The sequence below is a fragment of the Rhodoferax sp. genome, assembly GCF_028689295.1.
GTDB lineage: Bacteria > Pseudomonadota > Gammaproteobacteria > Burkholderiales > Burkholderiaceae_C > Rhodoferax.
The window spans coordinates 432,319-452,234 of record NZ_JAQTWL010000001.1 but is presented as its reverse complement, the minus strand read 5'-3'; the positions used below and the strand labels follow the sequence as shown (position 1 = coordinate 452,234).

Genomic DNA, 19,916 nt, shown 5'->3' with positions numbered 1-19,916 from the left:
CCAGAATATATGTATGTTTTGGATACGAACGTCATCTCGGAGTTGCGTCACGGAAAACCGAATCAGTCTCTGGAAGTGCGTGCATGGGCTTCGGACAAGCCGGTCAGCCATTTGTTTATTTCCGCCATCAGCATACTGGAACTGGAAAAGGGGGTTTTGGCGCTGGAGCGCCGCATACCACCACAAGGCAGTGCATTGCGCGTCTGGCTGAATGGGGTAAAGGCAAACTTTGCAGATCGTATATTGCCATTCTCAGGAGCCACAGCCACGTTATGCGCGGCGATGCATGTGCCAGATCCGAAGTCTAAACGTGATGCCATGATTGCTGCCACGGCTTTGGAGCATGGTATGACGGTGGTAACACGCAACGTAGCGGACTTTGCAGGTACGGGCACGAAGCTGATCGATCCGTTCTTGGCTTAGCCAATTTGACACAACAACGATTCACTGCAGATGGTCGATGGCCTTTTGTGCCTCACCGGCGAGCTGTTCACTACAACCGGCGACGAGCGAACCCAACTCGATCAGTCAAACATTTCACTTAGATCAGCTTGTCGAGTTCCCCCCCGGTCAAGCCAAGCACCTGGGCATTGCGGACAGTAGTCAATTAACGGCTAGCGCACCGAGCTTCTGTAAGCCTGCCAGCTGGCATGCCCCAGCAGTGGCCCAACCAACGGGTCCACCATTGCGTGCGTGAGCAAAGTCAAACCTTACGCGCTAACATCGGGCACCATCTCAAATATCGAGGGTGCTATGACCTTTACCGAATCAATTCGCACATGCTTCTCAAAATATGCTGACTTCAAGGGCTGCGCGACAAAGTCCGAACTATGGTGGTGGGTGTTATTTGTTTTCATTACGACAATCGCGCTAGGCATCATCAGTGACAAGCTGTCAGCGGTCTTTTCAGTAGCCACGCTCTTACCCTACTTCGCAGTCGTCACAAGACGGCTCCACGACACAGATAGAAGCGGTTGGTTTCAACTTTGGGCCATCATTCCCGTTATTGGCTGGATACTGCTCATTTATTGGTGCGTGCAGGAAAGCAAAAGTCCAAATCGTTTTGCATAGCCGGTAACTCAAACCTCGGCTTGAGTTGCCGTAAGAGTGACAGCCATTCGACTGCAAAAATCACTATTCACTGTTGTTCTTCAACTGGTCGCGCCAAGTTGCTGCGTTCTTGAACGTCCAATCGGGTCCGTAGAAGGATCCTCTTGCGGTCCCCGAATCGCCAAAGAGCTGGGTGTATACCCATGCCCTCGTGTAGTATTGAACCGATGGGTTTCTTGCGAATCCGATGTGACCTTGATTGGTATTTTCTCCATACCAACCAGGCGCTTTTTTTTCGTCCTGATATCTGGCCTTTACAAGATGAGGCGGTATCGTGGTGTCGAGAGAACCTGCGATGTAGAAAGTGGGCACCAATAGGTCAGGTGAATTTGCAAGTTCCAAGGAAGGTGCGTAGAGAAGAAGGCTCGTTATTTTTGAATTCTTGATGGAGGCCAACACGGCTCCATTTCCACCCACAGAATGCCCGATGGCAAGCACCTTGGATGGAATGAGTTTTTGATAGTAGTCACTTTTACCTGTCTGGTTTTGCGCCATAAGCCAATTGACACCAGCACTGGCTTTGACGCCATCCCACTGATACGGATCTGTGCTGGCAATTACTATGACTCCATGTGACGCCAGGGACGTGAGCAAGGCTTCGTAATTCCTGGGATGTGAGCCTGACCCAACACAAAATACAGCGACGGGATGCGCGTTAGATCTCAGCGTCTGGGGACGATAGATGTAGTACGTGTTTTCGGGTCCCGTATCACCGATAACTATTGTTGCATAAGGTCCGGTCGCATCCTCCCAGACTGCTGCACAAGCAGGAACTGCGCACGTCATCAAGACTGCCATGATGAAGCGCAGCATCGTTCGGAAGTATTTCATTGCCCAGTTCCTTTCTGAAATAAAAAAGCGGCAACCGAATCATCACCTTGCCACTGATTTGCCATAGGCCATAACAGTCCGTGGCGGCGGTCGGTTATGAGGAGGATGCCCGCTTGTGCCGCCATCGATGCAGCCAGGCCAGGCCCAGTGCGACAAGCGCCACACCGGAAGCCGTGAGCAGCAGCACATATTGTTTTTGGATAAAGGCGCTACCGAGAAAAACCGTACCCAGCGCGTACGGAATTTCAGTGAGCATCAGCGCCCCCAAATAGACGCGAAACGGGTAGCCGAGAAGCCCGAAGAAGTAGCCCGAAACGTCTGACGGAACCGCCAGTTGCACCAGCACGGCGGTGACGAAGGAGCCTCCTTCGGGAATTCGGTTTTCGTAGCGGTCGATCATTCCACCGGACAACATGCGCTGCACGGCGGGGCGTTTCAGGCGGCGACCAATGGCGTAGGTGACGAGTCCACCCAGACACCAGCCGCTCCATAACATGAGGAAACAACCCGTCTCGCCCCAGGCTTGCACGCCAATGGGGACGAGCAGCACGCCGGAGAAGAACACCAGCATGGCCGAGAGAGCGGCCAGCCCCATGAAAATCAGGGCGCCCAGAACAGGGTGCTGGGCGATGACCGGTTCGGCCAGCGCAAGGCCGGCGACGATCTGGCGGTGAACGGTGTCGGACAAGGCCAGCAGCCCGGTGAGGAGCAGGACGGCGATCAAGATTCCAACGCGCCGCGAAATCTCGGTTGCCGAGCCCCAGCGCCCGGCCTTTGCCACAGCGGCGTCTTTGGTCAGGCCCTGAGGCTGCGGCGTAGGGGGAGCGGGCGGCGTGGGCATCAAGCGTTCGGGTTGTGATTCCGGCTTGAGTTTATCCTTTCAGGTGTCGGCCAAAATTTGATCCAACCAAGTGGAGACATCCTGAAGACGGGAATACCTTACCCGGTAGCTGGGGCATGTGCCGGCAAGATGCATGGCAAAAGAAAGGCCATGCTTGGGCAGGTTGCGGGCGTTCAACAAACTACCCATCAGATTTCTGGCGCAAGGCCCTTGGCTCAAGCTTTCAACTTCGCAAGGGCTCCCAGCCGCATAGGAGGGGAAAACGATGATGGAGGCGGACAGGTTTTTCACCGGGGACCGATCCCATGAAACAAGCGTGACGTCACTCGAAAGGACGGACCGCGCCAGTGCCGCACCCATCCAGTCAAAGCCAGCCACCAGCGCCCGACTGCCTGGTTTTATGTTGAGCGGACGGGTAAAGCCATCCAGGTCATCGCCCTCTCCAATCGATGTCAATTCATCAGACAAAAGACCGTAGCCTTGGCCTAGCAGCCAGGCTGTCAAGGTGGTTTTGCCCGAACCGGCGACAGCCGGAAACAAGAAACCGCGCCCATTTTTGGCCAGCACGGCTGCATGCAACATGGCTTGACGGGCTTCCTTGAATACAAGCAGGCGTTGTCCAAGTTGCATCAGCATGACCGGCAACTCGGCAACACTACTGGCAATCCCGGCAAGTTGCCCTTCGACCATCAGAAGAAAGTCGCCGGCACCTTCTTGCTGCACAACATCGATCGCTGCGCAGTTTTGATCGACTGAAGGGGACACATGATGTTGGAACACAGATGCTGCCATTTTTTCAACCAAATGGCTGTCAGTACGAATCAGAAGTTCATTGCCAGCGAACGCGACCCCCACGCGGTACTTCAAATCAAGGGCCACTTTCAACAATGCCCCGCGTCATGAAATCCGAGAGCGCCTCCAGAACTTGAGATTGAATCTCTGGCTCAGCGTCCGGGTAGGCTTCGATCAGCAGTTTGACAATCTCGGTGCCGGTTCGCGTACCGTCACATAGCCGCCAGACGAGGGCCGCGGTGTCGTTCAAATAAAGAGTTTTGTCGTCACCCGTGAGATAGATGAGAACTTCGTCGCCGATATCTTCTACCTCCAGTCCATCTTTGGGGCGCCAGCTGTTATCGAGTAGGTTCATCGTGCGTTCCTGCGGTTGAGTTGGTCAAGTCGGGCCTTTGAAAAAGCCCAGCGAATTTACGGGGCCGAGGTACAGGCGGCGCACCCCTTGCTGAAAGAAGTTGGCCGGGTGATGGTAAAACAAAATACGCATCATGCTGCGGGGTGTGCGCACCCCGTACACCAGCCTGGCCCACCACTCCGGCGGACACAAGGACTGGCGCATCAGGCGGCGCTTGTCGCGGCCACTTTGCAGGTGACTGAACCCCTGCCGGGGCCAGCCCTGGTAGTCGTCCCCGATGCAGGCAAGTTTGGACGGGGCATCAGGCTGCAGGCCAAGCCGTTCACACACGGTGCTGTTCAGGGGTGAGAACGCATGGATTGCCTCATAGGCATTCCAAATATCAGGGTAGTCGTGATGCAAACGCGGCCAATCGATGTCGTTCACCAGACGCTCGGCCATGCCAACCAGATCCGCCAGGTGGATATATCGCAATGGCTCGGCCAGCTTGCGCAGGCCAAGATACTGCATCCACAGCATTTGCACCGGATTGAGGGACTGCACGGTTTGCCCCAACACGGTATAGGCGTGCAACGGGCGCAGCAGATTGGCCATTGCCAGCTTGTCTTGCATCAGCAAGTTGAAAGCCGTCGTGTGCAATTCAACATTGACAGTGATGTCCTCCCGGGTGCGCTGGGCCAGCGGCAAGTGATGTTGCAGCAAGTCGTAGCGGCTGGTCGGCAGCGGGGCATGAAAACCCAGTTCCAGCAACAGGGCGTGCGCGATGTTTGCCTGCAGCGGGTTGACCAGAATATCGAGGTCTTCCATGGGTCTGAGCCCAGGCTCGGCATAGACGATGTGCGCCACCGCGCCACCCTTGATCACCACGGCCTCCACACCGGCATCCGCGAAGGTTTTGATGATTTCAGCCAAGGTCTCGGCCTGCACGGCAGCGACAGATTTTTGACGCGCATACATGGCGGCCATGGCCCGGCGAATCGGTTGCGGGTAGGCAAGGCCGTACGCCTTCAGATGCCAGTAAAACAGCGGGCCCACCTGTTGCCTGGCGGCCATCCTGGGCACCATGGCCCATTCGCTCACTTGCGCCATCTTGTCGGACAAAAGATGGGCCCGTTGCTCGCTGAGTTGGGGGGAACAAATCAGGCCGAACAGGCTGTAGTGATGGGCGGACATGCTGGCGTTCAGTGGTGTAGTCTTGATGCGGGAAGAATAGTCGAAAACCGCTGGCCTCTTCAGGAATACATGATGATTGGCATGGCTTGCACCGTTGCACAGCCCAGAGTGTGGGCGTGTCAAAATCCTGCTCGACACCCACGCTCTGGAACCTGCACCATGATCCCCCACATTATTCACCAGACCTGGAAAACCAAAGAAATCCCGCGACGCTTTGTGTATCTGCGCGACACCTGGTTAAAGCACCATCCCGGCTGGGAATATCGGCTCTGGAGCGATGCCGATAACCGTACTTTCCTGGCAGAACATTACCCGGCGTTTCTGTCCGTCTTCGATGCTTACCGTAACCCCATCTGCCGCGCCGACGCGATACGTTATTTTTTGCTGAAGCACTTTGGCGGGCTGTATGTCGATCTGGACTTTGAGTGCTTTGCACCCTTTGACGATATCCTGAAGACGCAGAGCGTTGTATTAGGTCTCGAGCCGGCATCGCATGTTCGCGAGCATCAGGTGTTGCACAAGGGCATGCAAAGAGTGGTCTGCAATGCGTTGATGGCCTCACCGCCCCAGCACCCGTTTTGGGATCATGTGATCGAGTGCATGGTGGAGGCGCGCGACCAGTCCGGCCCACTGGATGCCACCGGGCCTTTTATGCTGACCCGGGCGGTGGACAGCTACCAGGGAGCAGCCCGGGTAGAAGTGACAGCACCCGAGATGTTTTATCCGGCCGATGTGCACGATTGCTCCGAGGGGCGGTTGTTTCCTCTGGAGAACTGGCGCCAGGTGACCCATGGTGCGCTTGCCATGCACCACTGGGCTGGCACTTGGTGGCGGGATTCGCTCGAGGTGCCACCGCTTCCCAGCGCCGTGGCCGGCATGGCGGTTGTTGAAGGCGGCAGAGTTATTGCGGAGTCAACGCTGCATGCGCGGCACTGCCCGCCCCTGAGCAAATCATCGCCCCTGGTATCGTGCCTGATGGTCACCCGCAACCGGTCTGCCCTGGCTGTATGCGCCGTCAAGGGCTTTCTGGCGCAAAGCTATCCAGTGTGCGAGTTGGTGATCCTTGATGACGGCAGTGATCGGGAGCTTGAGCTATTTCTCCAGGCCCTGGCTGACCCGCGAATCCGTTACCTGCATTTGCCCGATGGGGATTCCTCACTGGGGGCCTTGCGCAACCAGGCCGTGGCGATGTCGCGTGGCAGCTACGTTTGCCAATGGGACGATGATGATCTGTATGACCCCGCACGTCTGGCCATGCAAATGACCGCCCTGCTGGCCACGCGGGCCGATGCCTGCTTTTTGAACCGCTGGGTGATCTGGTGGCCCAAACAACAACGCCTGGCAGAGTCCAACCAACGGGTGTGGGAGGGCTCCATGCTGTGCCTTAAATCCAAAATGGGGCTGTATCCAGCGCTTCGCCGTGGTGAAGATACTCCCGTAGTCGAAGCAATCGTGCAGTCCGGGCGAGTCGTTCTGCTGGATCAGTCCCGTCTTTATGTGTATGTGGTGCATGAAGGCAACACCTTCGAGTCGGAGCATTTCGAATCTCACTGGCAATCTGCCAGCCGCCAGTTTGCGGGCCTTGAATACATGCGCCTGATGCAGGAACTTGGCAAGGGACTGGACCTGAACGGTTACCTGTTGGCGCTTGACGCGCATGCGGCCAAACCAGCCGCAGACAGCGAGTCAAGGCAGCCTCCCGAAGCCCGGAGGCATGCAGCGCCCCCAGATAGCCGGGAGAGCAGCCCTGCAGAACCAGGCCTGGCAACACAAAAGACAGCTCCTGCGGTGCGGGCACCCGCCCAATTGGCGCCAACACCGCATGTTTTGATCCTGACCCCGATCAAAAATGCCGCCCGTTTTTTGCCTGGCTATTTTGACTTGGCCACCCGACTTGACTACCCACGTGACAAGCTGAGCCTGGCCTTCCTGGAAGGTGACAGCGACGATGGTACTTATGAGCACTTGCAGGAACTCGCCCACCGGCATCGCGGCGATTTTGCAAACCTTGACCTGTATCGTCATCACTTCAATTTGCGGATAGAGGGTGAGCGCTGGGCAGCGGAGAAGCAGTTTGCGCGCCGAAGCGTGATCTCCAAGTGCCGCAACAGGCTGTTCAAGCTGGCAGACCGCGGGCAGGAATGGGTTCTATGGATCGATGCGGATGTCATTGACTATCCCGCGGACAGTCTGTCGCAATTACTTGAGGCGCAAAAACCCATCGTCGTACCCAACTGCGTGCAAACGCCTGGCGGTCAAACCTTTGATCTCAACACCTTCAAGTTCAAGCCCGGCGCCAGGGGTATGGGATGGCGTTACCTGCTGGATGGCATCATTCAACCGCCGCGCGGCACTGGCAGGTTGTACCTGGATGAGCTTCGGGGCCAGAACTGTGTTGAGCTGGATAGTGTCGGGGGCACCATGTTGCTGGTCGATGCAGGCTTGCACCGCCAAAGCATTTTGTTTCCGGACTACAGCTACCGCGGCTATCTGGACACCGAGGGCTTCGCCATGCACGCGAGAGACCGGGGCATTGCATCATGGGGGCTGCCGAACCTGGAAATCATCCATGCATCGCAATAGAAAAATGCCAGGTTTCCTGTCGATGGGAAAATCCGCTGAATCAACCCGAGTGAAAAAGTAACCATGTCCTCCAAGTACAACCTTCTTATCGGCACACCAGCCTATGCCGGCATGGTGCACCTGGACTACCTCAATTCGATTTCCGAGTATTACCGCTCGCAACTCAATTTCACGATCTCGGCCATTGGCAACGAGAGCCTGATCACACGCGCCCGAAACGCCATCTTGTCCAAGTTCCATGAAGAACCCGAGTTCACGCACCTGCTTTTTCTTGATGGTGATGTTTACCTGCCCGCCACTGGCGTGCAGCGTTTGCTGGCACATGACGTGGATGTTATTGGTGCCGCAGTGCCGCTAAAAGGGTTTAACGAGCGAGGTGAACGTATCTTCAATGTCGGTTTGTGTTTGGGTGAGCACGGGGCTCTGCATGAGGTGGATCGCATCGGCACAGCTGCCCTTATGCTGTCGAGAAAAGCTGTCAATGATTTGGTGGAAGAGGCCAGGCAGGCCGGCGACACCTACCAGCGCCTGCTGTCAAGAGGCACCCCCTTGGCACGGGTGCACTACGACGTTTTCAAGGTAGGCGTGGTGAATGGCGACTATTTATCAGAGGACTTCTGGGTCTGCCACCGTCTGCGTCATATGGGTTACCGAATCTTTGTGGATCCGGCAATTCCGACAAGGCACCAAGGTGTTTCCCAGTTTTAGAACGGCACGATACAGGCATTATTCGCCTGCCGTGGAAAGGAAAATGCTTCGCTGACGCAGTTGGGAGAGCCGATCAGTCCGCTGACATACGTCGAGTTGGCGGTCAGACTGGAAAAACTCAGGCTACCAACCGTCACGTCACTGATCACATTGTTAGGATAAATAACGGTGGAATTTTGAGTCCCATCGGCGAACACCTGAACCGTTGAATCCGCTGGTGCCGGGATAACAAATGAAATGCAAGTGTTGTTGGGGCTGGCTAATCCACAAGTCGGAAGAGTGATCGCGTGCGCTGAACCTATCAGCATGCCCGCAAACCGTTCCAACGGACTGGACAGATGAAGGGCACCTACACGCTGCACGCTTTGATTGCCAAAGATACCTTGCACACGCACCACGCTGCCTGCAGCATGCGCCGGCACAATCACGGCATCGACCACCGGCTTGACCCATTTTTCGGGCAGAACAACCGCAGCAGTACCCCCAACGGCCAAAATCTGAAACAAGCGCCGACGGGCAGACACTGTTTTTTGCGACTTTTCAGAATCCTGGGTATTCATGGTGGGTTCCTTTGCATAAGGGGTTTTGGCGAGTTCGCATGAATATCATAACGGGTTTAGCCCCATTCCGACCTCGTATTTTCCCGGGCTACCCATCATCTGGCGCTGTAAATCGCATTGAAAACGCAGGGATTCATCCGGTGCAACCGCCAAATCCTTGAGCATGCGCAGATTGTTGGGGTAATTCGGACTGGCAAACGTGCTGGCATCGCTACGCTCATGCCAGAGGTGAATGGCCGCACGGCCTTCGAGCACTGCCAACTCGGTCGTCATGCGTTGCATCTTGAGTGTCATGGCATCGTCTTCGGCGCCCCAGCCCACAAAACGTTCATCAAAACCGCCCAACGCGCGGTACAAATTTCGGCGCATAAAGAAAGCGCCGCCACAGAAACACAATTTTTCACGGTTGCCCCGCATGGGGCTCGCATCAGTGCGTCCAAAATCCGGGCTCTTTTCATGCGACAAAATCACCTGGGTATCTGCCAAATTCAGGTCAATCAAACTGTCAAAAGGCTTGACGGCCAAGGCGCGGCGACTGCACAGGCTGGCTGCCGTCTTCAACGCGCTGTGTTCCAGCAACACATCTGCATCGCAGAAGAAAAGAACATCGCTGCCCGCAGCCCTGGCCCCGACGTTCAAACCCCAACCCTTGTTGAACGGGCCATCGTTCACAACATAGATTCTTTTGCAGGTGTACGGCCAGTCGGTGCTGTCAAGTCTGGGGGTGCTGTCCTGCTCTACCACCAGCAGTTCCCAGTCGGACATCTGCTGGTACCAGTCCAGAACATAGGCCAGATTGCGAAGTCTGGCCTCACTGGGCGCGCGGATCGGGACGATCATGGAAACGCTGGGAACTGCTGTCATGATTTCATTGAGTTGAGTTGGGCTGATGCGGGGCAATCCAGTGGGGTCTGCACGGCTTGACAGTTTAGGCGCAACTTCAGTATCAAGAAATAAACCGTAACCCTCAACCGAACTTCGGGTTAATGGAGGGCATATCAAAAACAGCTGCTACCGGGAGCAGCCTGAAATCGTTCAAAATCGGCGCGTCGGCGCCTCTCGTTAAATTCGCATCGATCCAGTACCAAACAGACCGATCAGACCGATCGCGATCAGGTAGATCGCCACGATATAGTTCAAGAGTTTCGGCATGACCAAAATGAGAATCCCGGCGACGAGCGAGATCAAAGGTGTCAGACCAAGGTGTAAGTTCATAAAATTCCAATCCAGTCAATCAATAGGTACGTGAGTGTGCATGATGTGAGCAGATCCCAGGTCAGGTCTGTGCGCCACCGTACTGTAAACACAGCTTTTTAGAAACCAACCCGACTACCCATGTTCAGCCTCAGTTTCAAATGGGTCACCACGGCCTGCATCGTTATTTCCCTTCAGGCCTGCGCCGTGGTGGCTGTGGCCGATGCCGCTGTCACGGTGGTTGCCACGGGTGTCACAGTTGCCGCAAAGACCGTTGGCGCTGTGGCCGATGTGGTGTTGCCCGATGGTAACGATGACTGACAACAGGCCCTGGCGAGCGGCGTTCTGGGCGCTGGTGTTGGCCACACTGTGGCTTTCGCTCATGCCTGCCGAGCGTCTTCCACCGGCGTTCCACTTTTGGGACAAGGCCCAGCACGCACTGGGGTTTGCAGCGTTGGCCTGGTTCGGGCTGGCTGGCTATGCGCGACAGACGCGCCGGGTGGTGCTGGGTCTGGTGATGTTCGGCATCGCCATCGAAGTGATGCAACACCTCAGCGGCTGGCGGCATGGCGACTGGCTGGACTGGGTGGCAGATTGCGCAGGTTTGTTGATTGGGTACGCGGCATTGCGCGCTGTCACTGCAAATCACATGAGATAACCTGTCATGCAACCGACACCAGAAGACCTGAAACGCCTCGCCGCGCAAACGTTGGCGTACTACAACCAGAATGCCCAGGGGTTCTGGGAGAGCACCCGCAATCACGACGTAAGCCAGAACATCAATGCGATGCTGAAGTACATTGAGGCACCTTGCCCGCTTGACCTGCTCGATTTCGGATGTGGCCCGGGGCGAGACCTCATGTGCTTGACCGCGCTTGGTCACCGCGTGACGGGCCTTGAAGGCTCGGCGCCATTGGCCGCATTGGCACGAGCTCACAGCGGGTGCCAGGTGCTGGAGCAGAACTTCCTCGAACTGGACCTGCCGAGCGCCCGTTTTGATGGTGTGTTCGCCAACGCAGTGCTGTTCCACATCCCCAGTCAGGCGCTCCCGCGCGTTCTCAGCGAGCTACATTTGTCCTTAAAGCCCGGCGGCGTGTTGTTTTGTTCAAACCCGCACGGCGACGGGCATGAAGGCTGGAACGGTGACCGCTATGGCGCCTTTCACGATTGGCCGTCCTGGCGCAATTACGTCACATCGGCCGGGTTCGTGGAGCTCGAACACTACTATCGGCCGCCGGGCCTGCCGCGCGAGCAGCAGCCGTGGCTGGCAAGTGTGTGGCGCAAAGTTACCTGCGGTACGGATTGTCCGGAAGGCGGTCGTAGCGGTTGCGTACACCATCTCCATCACGATCAATGTCGCGCTGGTTCCTGATGCCGTCGCGGTCGAGATCACCGTAAGGCCCTTGAAGGCGTGCCTGGCGCCACTGATTGCGCTGGTTGTCGGAATCGTGGATGTTGGCGATGCCATCGCGATCGCGGTCGCCGTAAGGGCCGCGGCGTTGCCATTGCTGCCCTTCATAGCGACGACCATTGTCATGGCGCTGGTAGTAGCCGGGTGCGGGCGTGTAGAACTGCCGGGGTTGCACGTACACAGGCGCCGGCTGAACGTAGAAGCCTGGTACCTGCACACCGATGGAGAAGAACACATCGCTGCCGGCGTGCGCCGACGAAGCCGCCGCAAAAGCCCCCACTGCGACAGCAACGGCTGCGAGCGATTTGGTGGAAATAAGATGTTTCATGAAAACTCCTTTGGTTGGTGTGGATCACATCTTGCGCGTCGGTGCCTGAACGCAAGCTGAACCGTTTCAAGAAATATCGCGGTCGGGCTCAGCGGTAGAGAATGCCAGGATGGCTTTCGCGCGAGTTCCAAGGACATCACTGCAGAGCTTCTGACCAAACACCATGCGGCGCTGAAAGTGTCCATGTCGCGGGGAGGGGCTTTATCGAGGCGCACAATGAAAATGTCACATCCCGTGGCTGAGACGGTGACCCCAGTCACATGAAGGAGTTGTTGTGAACGTCTTTTTAAAACTGAGTAGCGCACTGGTGGTCGGCACGTTATTGCATGCCAGCTCAGCCAGCGCCGCCAGCCCGGGTGCCGTCGAGCACGGCAGCTATTTGGTCAACACCATTCTCGCCTGCGGCAACTGTCACACGCCCAAAGCGGCTGACGGACGTCCGATCGCAGGCAAGGAATTATCCGGAGGCGGACTGTCGTTCAACGCGCCATTTTTTGCAGGCACGGCTTCCAACATCACACCTGACAAGGAAACCGGCATCGGCAACTGGAGCAACGACGAGATCAAGCGCGCGATCACGCAAGGCGCGCGCCCTGACCACGGTCGGCTCGCCAACATGCCGCTGGCACCCGTGATGTGGGTTGCCTTTTACAAGGCGATGACGCCTGGCGATCTGGATGCGGTGGTTGCTTACTTGCGAGCTGTTCAGCCGGTTCGCAACGTGGTGCCGCTGCCGGAGTACAAACGCCAGATCCCGCGCCAGCCGTATCCCGATGCTGAAAAAGGCTTCACCGAGGCCGACATGCTGAATCCGGTGCGGCGTGGCGCTTACCTGGCGACGATTGGTCATTGCATGGAATGTCACACGCCGTTCAAGGACGGCAAGACCCTGTATGAACAGGCGCTTGGCAAGGGCGGCAAGCCCTATGGCCCGGACCTGGTCAAGGGCTACCCGGCCGACTGGCCCGGCAGCATCTCACGCAACATCACCTCGCACCCCGAGGCCGGTATTGGCCGCTGGACTGACGCGGAGATCAAGCGCGCCATCACGCAGGGTGTCGCACGCGATGGCCAACAACTGCAGCCACCCATGGGCTTTTACTGGTACAGCGGGCTGAAAGAGGCTGACCTGGACGCGATTGTTGCCTGGCTGCGCACCGTGCCACCGGCAGAGTGAGCGCGGCCGGAGGTTGGGCGAGGTGCCGCCTATTGATCCGGGCTTGTGAAATCCTGGTCGCGTAGATCACCTTGCCGGTGTCCGGCTGGAACTCAAAGACAAGGCGCCAACACGGCGCAGATGCGCCTCGGTGAATCGCCCCTTAAACTAAACACATGCAATTTACGAAAGAGAAAATGTTCGCCCAAAGCGGCCAATGGAAACACCTTGAAACGTTTGACGATTTTGACAACGGCCTGTCAGAGCTGATTGACCTTTGGTCCAGCACCTCGAAGACGGCGACCAAAACCGTCAAGGCAGCAGCCCTCGCTCATTTCAAGGAAGACCTGGACGCGGCCGTGCTCAACTGGATCGACAACAGAGCCAAGTCCAAAAAATACGCTTCCATTGCGGATGAGTTGGCTGAGTTTGAAGAAGCACTGAAAGAAGTCGCAGCCGTTGCGCCTGCCAAGGCCAAGAAGAAGGCGTGAAGCTCCAGGCTTTTTTGCAGACTGGAAAAGCCACCTGGTCACGGTGGCGCTTGCCGCACCGAATAAAACCGCATCACACGCCTGAAGCCAGACTGGCCCGCGCTGACCGTGGCGATGCGATCGGCATAACACTGCGACTATGGTGGGTTTCACTGACATAGCCGTCGCCGATTCTTGGCCGTCAACTTCAGTTCGGCTGCTTCTGGCGCCAAACAGCCATGACAATGGCCGCTGCCAGTGCCTGCACCAGAGCGATCGTCATCACCGAACCAATCCAGCCCGAGCCTTCAAACGCCAAGCCCGCGCCCCAGGAGCCTGCTGCGCCACCCGCGTAATAACTCATGTAGTAAAGCCCGGTGGCCAACGAACGGCCCTCGCTGACATTTTTTGAAATGGCGCTGATGGTGGCGGACTGGCACAGAAAGACGCCGCTCGAGCACACGGTCAGACCGACCACCACCACGGGCAAAGAGGCCACCAGGGTCAACAGCAAACCCGCGGCCGAAATGGCCAATCCCCAAAGCAGCGACCGCATGTAACCCAGGCGGTCGATATGGCGCCCGGCCAGCGGAGTCACCAGCGCACCCACCAGGTAAACGGCAAACACATTGGCCAAACCGGCGGCTGAAAGATTGAAAGGCGAAGCCGCCAGGTACAGGTTGACGTAGGTGAAGGTGCCCACCAGGGAAAACAGCACGCAAAAACCCACGGCGCAGGATGCCATCAGCCGCTTGTGATGCAAATGACGCCACAAGGTGGAGAGTGCCCCGCTGACGTTTCGGTTGGGAACGAAGTGACGCGAAGCCGGCAGCAGCCACAACACCAGCAGGGCGCCCAGAAAATTCATGATGGCCAGGGTCACAAAGGCGCCGCGCCAGCCAAACAGGTCGCCCAAATGCCCGGTGATGAAGCGGCCGCTAAAGCCGCCCATGACCGTGCCACCCACGTAGGTGGCGGTCATGCGGGCCACCCCGCCGCCATCGCGGAACTCCTCGGCGATGTAGGCGATCAGCACCACCACGATGCCGGGCACGGCCAGGCCCTGCAAGAAACGCAGGGCAATCAAGGTGTCAAGGTTGTTCGCAATCGGTATCAGGGCCGTGGGCACCGTCATGGTAAACATGGACAGGCACAGGATGCCCCTGCGCCCGAGCGCGTCGGACAGCATGCCCATGACGGGCGAGACCAGCCCCACGGCCAGCACCGTGGCACCGACCGTCATGCCGGCTTGCAGCGCGGAGGCATGAAAGTCCGCCATCACCATGGGCAACACGGCCTGGATGGAATAGACGTTCAGAAAAGCAAAAAATCCAATGACCCAAACAATGGGTTGGGAGGCCCGCACGCCGTCGCCCAAGAAAAAAAGACGCAGGTTGGTGGCGGACATGGCGGAATTCTATGGCGTGCGGTGCTCTGGCCGTGCGCCGGGTTCACGGATTGTTTTGACGCCCTTCAACCTTAAAATGAGCGCCGCAGGCACGCACACTTCACTTCATCCCGCCTGGGGATGAAGACTCAGCCATGAATCAATTCCAGATGAACTTTACAAAGACCCGTTGGGCCGCACTTGGGGCATTGTTTGCCACAGTTTTTACCTTGACTGGTTGCAGCAGCACGCCGCCTGCCCCGCCCGCTGCCCCGGTCGTGACGGCACCCAAGGCAAAGCCGGTCATCGGCCTGGCGCTGGGCGGTGGCTCGGCCAAGGGATTTGCGCATATCGGCGTCATCAAGGCGCTGGAAGCACAGGGCATTGTGCCGGACATCGTGATCGGCACCAGCGCGGGCTCGGTGGTTGGCGCGCTGTATGCGTCGGGCAAAAGCGGATTCGAATTGCAGGAGTTGGCGATTCCGTTCGACAAGTGGCAGTTCGTCGATTGGGGCATGCCCAATCGCGGGCTCATGAAAGGCGATGCGCTGGCCAAGTTCATCAACACGACAGTGGCTGGACAAACCATCGAAAAATTTCCGAAAAAATTTGGCGCCGTTGCCACCGATCTCCAGTCGGGCGAGCCGATCGTGTTTCGCTCGGGCGATGCCGGCACCGCGGTGCTGGCCTCAAGCAGTATTCCGCTGGCGTTTCAGCCCATCAGCATCCGCGGGCGCCAGTACGTCGATGGTGGCCTGGTCAGCCCTGTGCCGGTCAGGCTGGCCTTCGAGATGGGTGCCACCTTTGTGATCGCGGTTGATATTTCCGACAAACCGGCAAATGGCAGCATCGACACCACGATGGACGTGGCGCTGCAAACCCTGGCCATCATGGGCGAGATGATTCGCCGTTACGAAAAGCCGGTTGCCGACATCCTGATCCGACCGGATATTTCAAAGCTCGGCTCGGTCGATTTTGAAAACCGCCACTTGGCCATCATGCAAGGGGAAAAGGCTGCCGGCCTTGAAATGCAGCGGCTCAAGGACAAGCTGGCAAAGTTTGGCGAGCGCAATTAGCCTTGCCAGGCCCGCGCGCCACGCGGCGCTGGCCAGCTCACTTTTGCTCGAAAATTTGCGTCGCGGGGAAGCCGTCATCACCCTCGTCTTCGTCGAGTTTTGACTTGGGCAAATCGAATTTTGCGGCGGGTAAAACCGCTGCCGGGGCAACCAGCGTGACTGCAGGTGCTGCTGCAGTGACAAGCGGCGTGACAGGCACGGGCTGCGCCAGCGTCATTGGCTCTTCTGCCGATGCAGCCCAGAAGCCAGCCTCGGGCAGCTTGTCATGAGGACAGCCGCAATCGGGGGCAAATTTCCAGACAATGAGGAACGTGGCGGCTTGTTCACTGTTGTCAAAAAATTGAATTTCCGTCAGGAACTGCTTTTGCAGCTCGGGTGCGTAGCGCATCAAGGCATCGTGCCATTTGAGGAGCACCAACTGAATCAACAACACCTCCGAATCACCCGACGGGGCCATCGGCTCGATCTCGCAGCCGATCCAGTGGATGGGAATGCCATAGCGACGCAGCACGCTTTTCAGGGCCAGCCGGATCATTTCAAGTCGAATGTCGTTTTTCTTCGGCTGAACGCCAACGGGTTCAACAACAACCGTTGCATTGAGATTTTTCCTGGATCTGCCAAAAAGAAATTCAAACATACGAAAGTACCCCTATAGGAAAGTGGCATGAATCAGCGTGAACAGTTTAGCCGAGGTTTGCGCGGCGAAGGTTGGCCATCACCGCCCAGATCAATCGCAGCGCTGCGGCACAAAAAAACGGCCCCGAAGGGCCGTTTTACTTGATCGAATGTAGAGCAGGTGCTAATTGCGGGGCTCGCCCTGCTCGTTGACGGTCACGGTGGGTCCGGGCGGCGTGGTCATCTGCGTGCGATGTTCCTGGCCCCGAAAGTTGTAGCTGACATCCCAATACTGGGCTCGCGGCTGGTTGACAACGTTTTCGCAACGTTGCACATCCTGCGTAGCCGCTTGCCCGTTCCGGCCAACGTTGGCGCCCAGCGCGGCCCCGGCAATCGCGCCGCCAGCGGTGGCCAGGTCCTTGCCGGTTCCGCCACCGACCTGGTGACCGAGAATGCCGCCAAGCAGCGCGCCTGCAATCGCGCCGGGAATGTTGGCGCTGCCTCGCGTCTGGGCGACCTGCCCGGGCTCGACCCAGCAGCGTTGCTCAGGCGTTCCAACCACGGCACGTACCGAGGTGACGTTGGCCTCGTAGAGGCGCTCGTTGCTGCGCCGACGGTAGTCAGGCGACGCAATCGGCTGGGGGTCATAACGATCACTGTCATTGCGCGCGTCCCGGCTCACGGCGCGCACCGACGACACACGGTCGTTCAGGCCCATCGCCTTCATCGAAGGGTACTGGCCCGGTCGCAGGACGACACAGCGCCCCCTGAACCGATTGTTTTCGCAAAGCTCCCAAGGGCCGCCAGCCACCACCACCGAAGAGGCGCGGTCGTTGAACTGGTTGCGGGCGAAGTTGTTGACCTGTCTGTCGGTGGTGAAAGAACGGCCGGTAAACCCTTCGTTCTCGTAAAAGGTGACCTGCGGCGCTGCCGGAGCAGGTGCCATGTTGCGCGCCGCCCGCACCGACGAAACGCGGTCGTTCAGGCCCATCGCGGCCAGCGAAGGATACTGGCCGGGCTGCAACACGACACAACGACCGCCGAACTGGACGTTTTCGCAAACCTCCCAGCTCTCACGCGCCACCACGACCGACGAGGCGCGGTCATTGAACCCGTAGCGCTCGAAGTTGTTGACCTGGCTCTCGGTGGTGAAGGAGCGGCCCCGAAAACCGTTCTGTTCAAAAAAGGTGACCTGTGCCATGGCCTGGGTGGCAGCCGCGATCGCCGCGAGCGCCAATGCATTTTTCAAGTAGGTTTTCATCGATGGTTTCTCCAGATAGTTGTAACCAGGTGCCAATGCGCACCTTGCGTGTCCTGGTCCCATCGGGATCCAATCGACACCAACCCGACTATGCCGGGGCATTGGACGGGCGTCTGTGCGCCAGCATACGAAGAGCGCCTTGCGCAGAACTGCGCCACTTTCCGGACAGCGCTAGCCAGCGGCCGGGCCTGATCGGTCATTAAAAAACTGCACTCCATTGCGGCCTGCAGCCTTTGCCTGGTACATGGCAACATCGGCTTGTTTCAAAATATCTTCAGGCAAAGCCCTGGCATCAAGCAACAGCGCCACACCAATGCTGGCCGACAAGCTCCAGGTGACTTCGGTCAAGACAAACGGCTGAGCCATGGCTCGCAAAATCTTGTCAGCCACGGCTCGGGCACCTGCATGCGCCATATCTGCATCATTACCCAACTGTGCCAGGGCCACCACAAACTCATCGCCACCCAGACGCGCCACGGTATCAGCCTGGCGCACACAGGCCCGCAGGCGCTGCGCCACCTGAATCAACAGCTCATCACCCTGGTCATGGCCATGGCTGTCGTTGAGCAGCTTGAACCGGTCCAGATCCATAAAAAGCACCGCCGCCATCTGGCTGGTACGCACCTGCGCTGCACTCATTTGTTGCAAACGGTCCATCAACAAGCGTCGATTGGGCAACTGCGTCAGCGGGTCGAAAAACGCCATTCGACGAATCTCTTCCTCCAACCGCTTTTGTTCGCTGCGATCCACATCGGTGCCCGCCATGCGCAGTGCCCGGCCCGCCGTGTCGCGCTCGACCACCTGGCCACGGGCCATCAAATAAACCCAATGTCCCTCCTTGTGCCGCAGGCGATGGTCCAGAAGCAAGCGTGGCACCTCGCCTGTCAGCACCGGCGGCAACAACTCGCGCAGGTTTTCCCTGTCGTCAGGGTGCAGCAGCTTGGCAAAAAGATGGTTGTCTGGCTGCACTTCACCTGGTGCAAAACCCAGCATCTCCAGCAAACGCTGATCCACCTCAAAATCGCCGGTGACCAGATTCCAGGACCACAAGCCCAAGCCACCACTGTCCAGCGCCAGTTTCATGTGCTCATGGCTGAGCGCCAATTGTTGGTGTTGCCGCTGGGCACGGTGCTGATTCCACGAAAAAAGGGCGGCAAAACCCAGCAGCAACAGGCTGCCAAGGGTCGCCAGCAGCCAATTCCGTTGAGTTCTCTGCCGAACAAACTCACGGTACTCCGGCTTGCCGAAAGCCACTGCCACAGACAGCGGAAAATCCGGCACCGGCCTGAAGTGGTACAAGCGCGGCGTGTTGTCAAGGGGTGCATCCAGATCAAAAAAACCTTCGGTCTGGGCTTGTCGCAAAACCAGTCCCGCATCCGTTGGCATCTTGTCACGCTGTGCCAACACCCTACCGTCACGCGCGAGCAACATCGCATTGCCCTGGCGCCCCAAGTCGAGACTGGCGTAAAACCTGGCAAAGTAATCCGCATCCAGCGACGCCACCGCCACGCCGGCAAAGCTGCCGTCAGGCAGGCTGAGACGCCGTGTGAGCTGAATCGTCCATTTGTTGGAGACCCGCCCCAACACCGGCTGCGAAACAAACAACTCGTCGGTTTGGCGCGCCACATGCACCTTGAAGTGTTCCCGGTCGGCCAGGTTGACAGGCGGCGTATCGGGCAAGTTGCTCATGCGGTAAATGCCGTGCGCGTCAATGATGCCCACTTGGTGAAACAGGTCGATGTCCAGCACATCCTGACGCACCAGCGCAGCCAAATCAAGCGCCATGCCATCGCGCTGGTAGAGCGTGCGAATATATTGCAACGTCTGGTCTGCGGCGTGCAAGGTGCGGGTGACGTGCTCCTGGCTCAGACGTGACAGATTGGAGAGCTCACGCCGGGCGCTGCGCTCGTTCTCGTGCAACTCGGACTGGGTCACCTGACGCGTGAGCAACAGCAATGCCAAAACGGCAGCCAGTGCCAGGCCCCAGGCGACCAAGTGGGGTAACCGATTTCGCCAGCGTTGACTCAACAGCGTCTCCTTTTTATCAAGCATCACCTTATTTTTT

The 19,916-nt window shown here is 57.9% G+C and carries 23 protein-coding genes and 1 pseudogene; 10 read left to right on the top strand and 14 right to left on the bottom strand.

The window, feature by feature from the left end; translation table 11 throughout:
- The first annotated feature begins 9 nt into the window (after positions 1 to 9).
- The gene (locus tag PHF15_RS02320; protein WP_300118559.1) at positions 10 to 423 is read left to right on the top strand and encodes a type II toxin-antitoxin system VapC family toxin; all 414 of its coding nucleotides are present in this window, start codon (positions 10 to 12) and stop codon (positions 421 to 423) included.
- Between the two features lie 101 nt (positions 424 to 524).
- On the opposite strand, the pseudogene PHF15_RS16955 reads toward PHF15_RS02320, so the two are convergent.
- A pseudogene (locus PHF15_RS16955) lies at positions 525 to 611 on the bottom strand (zf-TFIIB domain-containing protein); the annotation flags it as partial.
- 82 nt (positions 612 to 693) lie between these two features.
- Here PHF15_RS16955 and PHF15_RS02315 point away from each other — a divergent pair.
- Positions 694 to 1,071 (top strand): DUF805 domain-containing protein, encoded by a 378-nt coding sequence (locus PHF15_RS02315; RefSeq protein ID WP_300118557.1) that lies wholly within the window; start codon positions 694 to 696, stop codon positions 1,069 to 1,071.
- A 63-nt stretch (positions 1,072 to 1,134) separates the two neighbouring features.
- Here PHF15_RS02315 and PHF15_RS02310 read toward each other — a convergent pair whose 3' ends face one another.
- From PHF15_RS02310 to PHF15_RS02290, 5 genes are all read right to left on the bottom strand, one after another.
- Positions 1,135 to 1,941, bottom strand: coding sequence for a hypothetical protein (locus PHF15_RS02310; RefSeq protein WP_300118555.1), 807 nt, complete (start codon positions 1,939 to 1,941; stop codon positions 1,135 to 1,137).
- 94 nt (positions 1,942 to 2,035) lie between these two features.
- Entirely contained in the window at positions 2,036 to 2,782 is a 747-nt protein-coding gene (locus tag PHF15_RS02305) for a VTT domain-containing protein (protein ID WP_300118553.1), read from the bottom strand.
- Positions 2,783 to 2,821: 39 nt separating this feature from the next.
- On the bottom strand, positions 2,822 to 3,667 hold the full coding sequence (locus tag PHF15_RS02300) for a hypothetical protein (RefSeq protein WP_300118551.1): 846 nt from the start codon (positions 3,665 to 3,667) through the stop codon (positions 2,822 to 2,824).
- Positions 3,651 to 3,929, bottom strand: coding sequence for a PqqD family protein (locus PHF15_RS02295; protein WP_300118549.1), 279 nt, complete (start codon positions 3,927 to 3,929; stop codon positions 3,651 to 3,653). The genes PHF15_RS02300 and PHF15_RS02295 overlap by 17 nt, the downstream gene beginning before the upstream one ends.
- A gap of 24 nt (positions 3,930 to 3,953) precedes the next feature.
- Positions 3,954 to 5,102, bottom strand: coding sequence for a nucleotidyltransferase family protein (locus PHF15_RS02290; RefSeq protein ID WP_300118547.1), 1,149 nt, complete (start codon positions 5,100 to 5,102; stop codon positions 3,954 to 3,956).
- A gap of 159 nt (positions 5,103 to 5,261) precedes the next feature.
- On the opposite strand from PHF15_RS02290, the gene PHF15_RS02285 reads away from it, so the two are divergent.
- Positions 5,262 to 7,685 carry a glycosyltransferase gene (locus PHF15_RS02285; RefSeq protein WP_300118545.1) on the top strand — a complete coding sequence of 808 codons (2,424 nt, stop codon included), beginning with the start codon at positions 5,262 to 5,264 and terminating at the stop codon, positions 7,683 to 7,685.
- A gap of 63 nt (positions 7,686 to 7,748) precedes the next feature.
- Positions 7,749 to 8,393: a hypothetical protein gene (locus PHF15_RS02280; protein ID WP_300118543.1), complete on the top strand. Its 645-nt coding sequence runs from the start codon at positions 7,749 to 7,751 to the stop codon at positions 8,391 to 8,393.
- Here the strand turns inward: PHF15_RS02280 and PHF15_RS02275 are convergent.
- The 3 genes from PHF15_RS02275 to PHF15_RS02265 all read right to left on the bottom strand — a co-directional run bounded on the left by PHF15_RS02275 (position 8,390) and on the right by PHF15_RS02265 (position 10,168).
- A complete protein-coding gene (locus PHF15_RS02275; protein ID WP_300118541.1) occupies positions 8,390 to 8,953 on the bottom strand; it encodes a hypothetical protein in 564 nt (187 codons plus the stop codon). The genes PHF15_RS02280 and PHF15_RS02275 overlap by 4 nt on opposite strands.
- 45 nt (positions 8,954 to 8,998) lie before the next feature.
- Complete coding sequence (locus tag PHF15_RS02270) at positions 8,999 to 9,817, bottom strand: glycosyltransferase family A protein (protein WP_300118539.1); 819 nt, start codon at positions 9,815 to 9,817, stop codon at positions 8,999 to 9,001.
- A gap of 198 nt (positions 9,818 to 10,015) precedes the next feature.
- Positions 10,016 to 10,168, bottom strand: a complete 153-nt coding sequence (locus PHF15_RS02265) for a DUF3096 domain-containing protein (protein ID WP_300118537.1) — start codon at positions 10,166 to 10,168, stop codon at positions 10,016 to 10,018.
- A 120-nt stretch (positions 10,169 to 10,288) separates the two neighbouring features.
- Here PHF15_RS02265 and PHF15_RS02260 point away from each other — a divergent pair, with 120 nt between their 5' ends.
- Genes PHF15_RS02260 through PHF15_RS02250 form a run of 3 tightly spaced genes read left to right on the top strand, consistent with a single transcriptional unit; the run spans position 10,289 to position 11,519 of the window.
- Positions 10,289 to 10,468 carry a hypothetical protein gene (locus PHF15_RS02260; RefSeq protein ID WP_300118535.1) on the top strand — a complete coding sequence of 60 codons (180 nt, stop codon included), beginning with the start codon at positions 10,289 to 10,291 and terminating at the stop codon, positions 10,466 to 10,468.
- The gene (locus tag PHF15_RS02255) at positions 10,461 to 10,805 is read left to right on the top strand and encodes a VanZ family protein (RefSeq protein WP_300118533.1); all 345 of its coding nucleotides are present in this window, start codon (positions 10,461 to 10,463) and stop codon (positions 10,803 to 10,805) included. Before PHF15_RS02260 ends, PHF15_RS02255 begins: the two co-directional genes overlap by 8 nt.
- A 6-nt stretch (positions 10,806 to 10,811) precedes the next feature.
- Complete coding sequence (locus PHF15_RS02250) at positions 10,812 to 11,519, top strand: class I SAM-dependent methyltransferase (RefSeq protein WP_300118530.1); 708 nt, start codon at positions 10,812 to 10,814, stop codon at positions 11,517 to 11,519.
- On the opposite strand, the gene PHF15_RS02245 is transcribed toward PHF15_RS02250, so the two are convergent.
- Positions 11,434 to 11,886, bottom strand: coding sequence for a hypothetical protein (locus tag PHF15_RS02245; RefSeq protein ID WP_300118527.1), 453 nt, complete (start codon positions 11,884 to 11,886; stop codon positions 11,434 to 11,436). The genes PHF15_RS02250 and PHF15_RS02245 overlap by 86 nt on opposite strands.
- A gap of 274 nt (positions 11,887 to 12,160) precedes the next feature.
- Between PHF15_RS02245 and PHF15_RS02240 the strand changes: the two genes are divergently transcribed.
- Both PHF15_RS02240 and PHF15_RS02235 read left to right on the top strand, forming a co-directional pair.
- Positions 12,161 to 13,063: a cytochrome c gene (locus PHF15_RS02240; RefSeq protein WP_300118525.1), complete on the top strand. Its 903-nt coding sequence runs from the start codon at positions 12,161 to 12,163 to the stop codon at positions 13,061 to 13,063.
- 155 nt (positions 13,064 to 13,218) lie between these two features.
- Positions 13,219 to 13,533, top strand: coding sequence for a hypothetical protein (locus PHF15_RS02235; protein ID WP_300118522.1), 315 nt, complete (start codon positions 13,219 to 13,221; stop codon positions 13,531 to 13,533).
- Between the two features lie 187 nt (positions 13,534 to 13,720).
- Here PHF15_RS02235 and PHF15_RS02230 read toward each other — a convergent pair whose 3' ends face one another.
- Complete coding sequence (locus PHF15_RS02230) at positions 13,721 to 14,920, bottom strand: MFS transporter (RefSeq protein ID WP_300118519.1); 1,200 nt, start codon at positions 14,918 to 14,920, stop codon at positions 13,721 to 13,723.
- A 149-nt stretch (positions 14,921 to 15,069) separates the two neighbouring features.
- Between PHF15_RS02230 and PHF15_RS02225 the strand changes: the two genes are divergently transcribed.
- The gene (locus PHF15_RS02225) at positions 15,070 to 15,975 is read left to right on the top strand and encodes a patatin-like phospholipase family protein (RefSeq protein WP_300118516.1); all 906 of its coding nucleotides are present in this window, start codon (positions 15,070 to 15,072) and stop codon (positions 15,973 to 15,975) included.
- A gap of 37 nt (positions 15,976 to 16,012) precedes the next feature.
- Here the strand turns inward: PHF15_RS02225 and PHF15_RS02220 are convergent, their stop codons facing one another.
- The 3 genes from PHF15_RS02220 to PHF15_RS02210 all read right to left on the bottom strand — a co-directional run bounded on the left by PHF15_RS02220 (position 16,013) and on the right by PHF15_RS02210 (position 19,879).
- Positions 16,013 to 16,612 (bottom strand): hypothetical protein, encoded by a 600-nt coding sequence (locus PHF15_RS02220; RefSeq protein ID WP_300118513.1) that lies wholly within the window; start codon positions 16,610 to 16,612, stop codon positions 16,013 to 16,015.
- 162 nt (positions 16,613 to 16,774) lie between these two features.
- A complete protein-coding gene (locus tag PHF15_RS02215; protein WP_300118510.1) occupies positions 16,775 to 17,851 on the bottom strand; it encodes a beta/gamma crystallin-related protein in 1,077 nt (358 codons plus the stop codon).
- Between the two features lie 171 nt (positions 17,852 to 18,022).
- A complete protein-coding gene (locus PHF15_RS02210) occupies positions 18,023 to 19,879 on the bottom strand; it encodes a diguanylate cyclase (RefSeq protein ID WP_300118507.1) in 1,857 nt (618 codons plus the stop codon).
- Between the last annotated feature and the right edge of the window lie 37 nt (positions 19,880 to 19,916).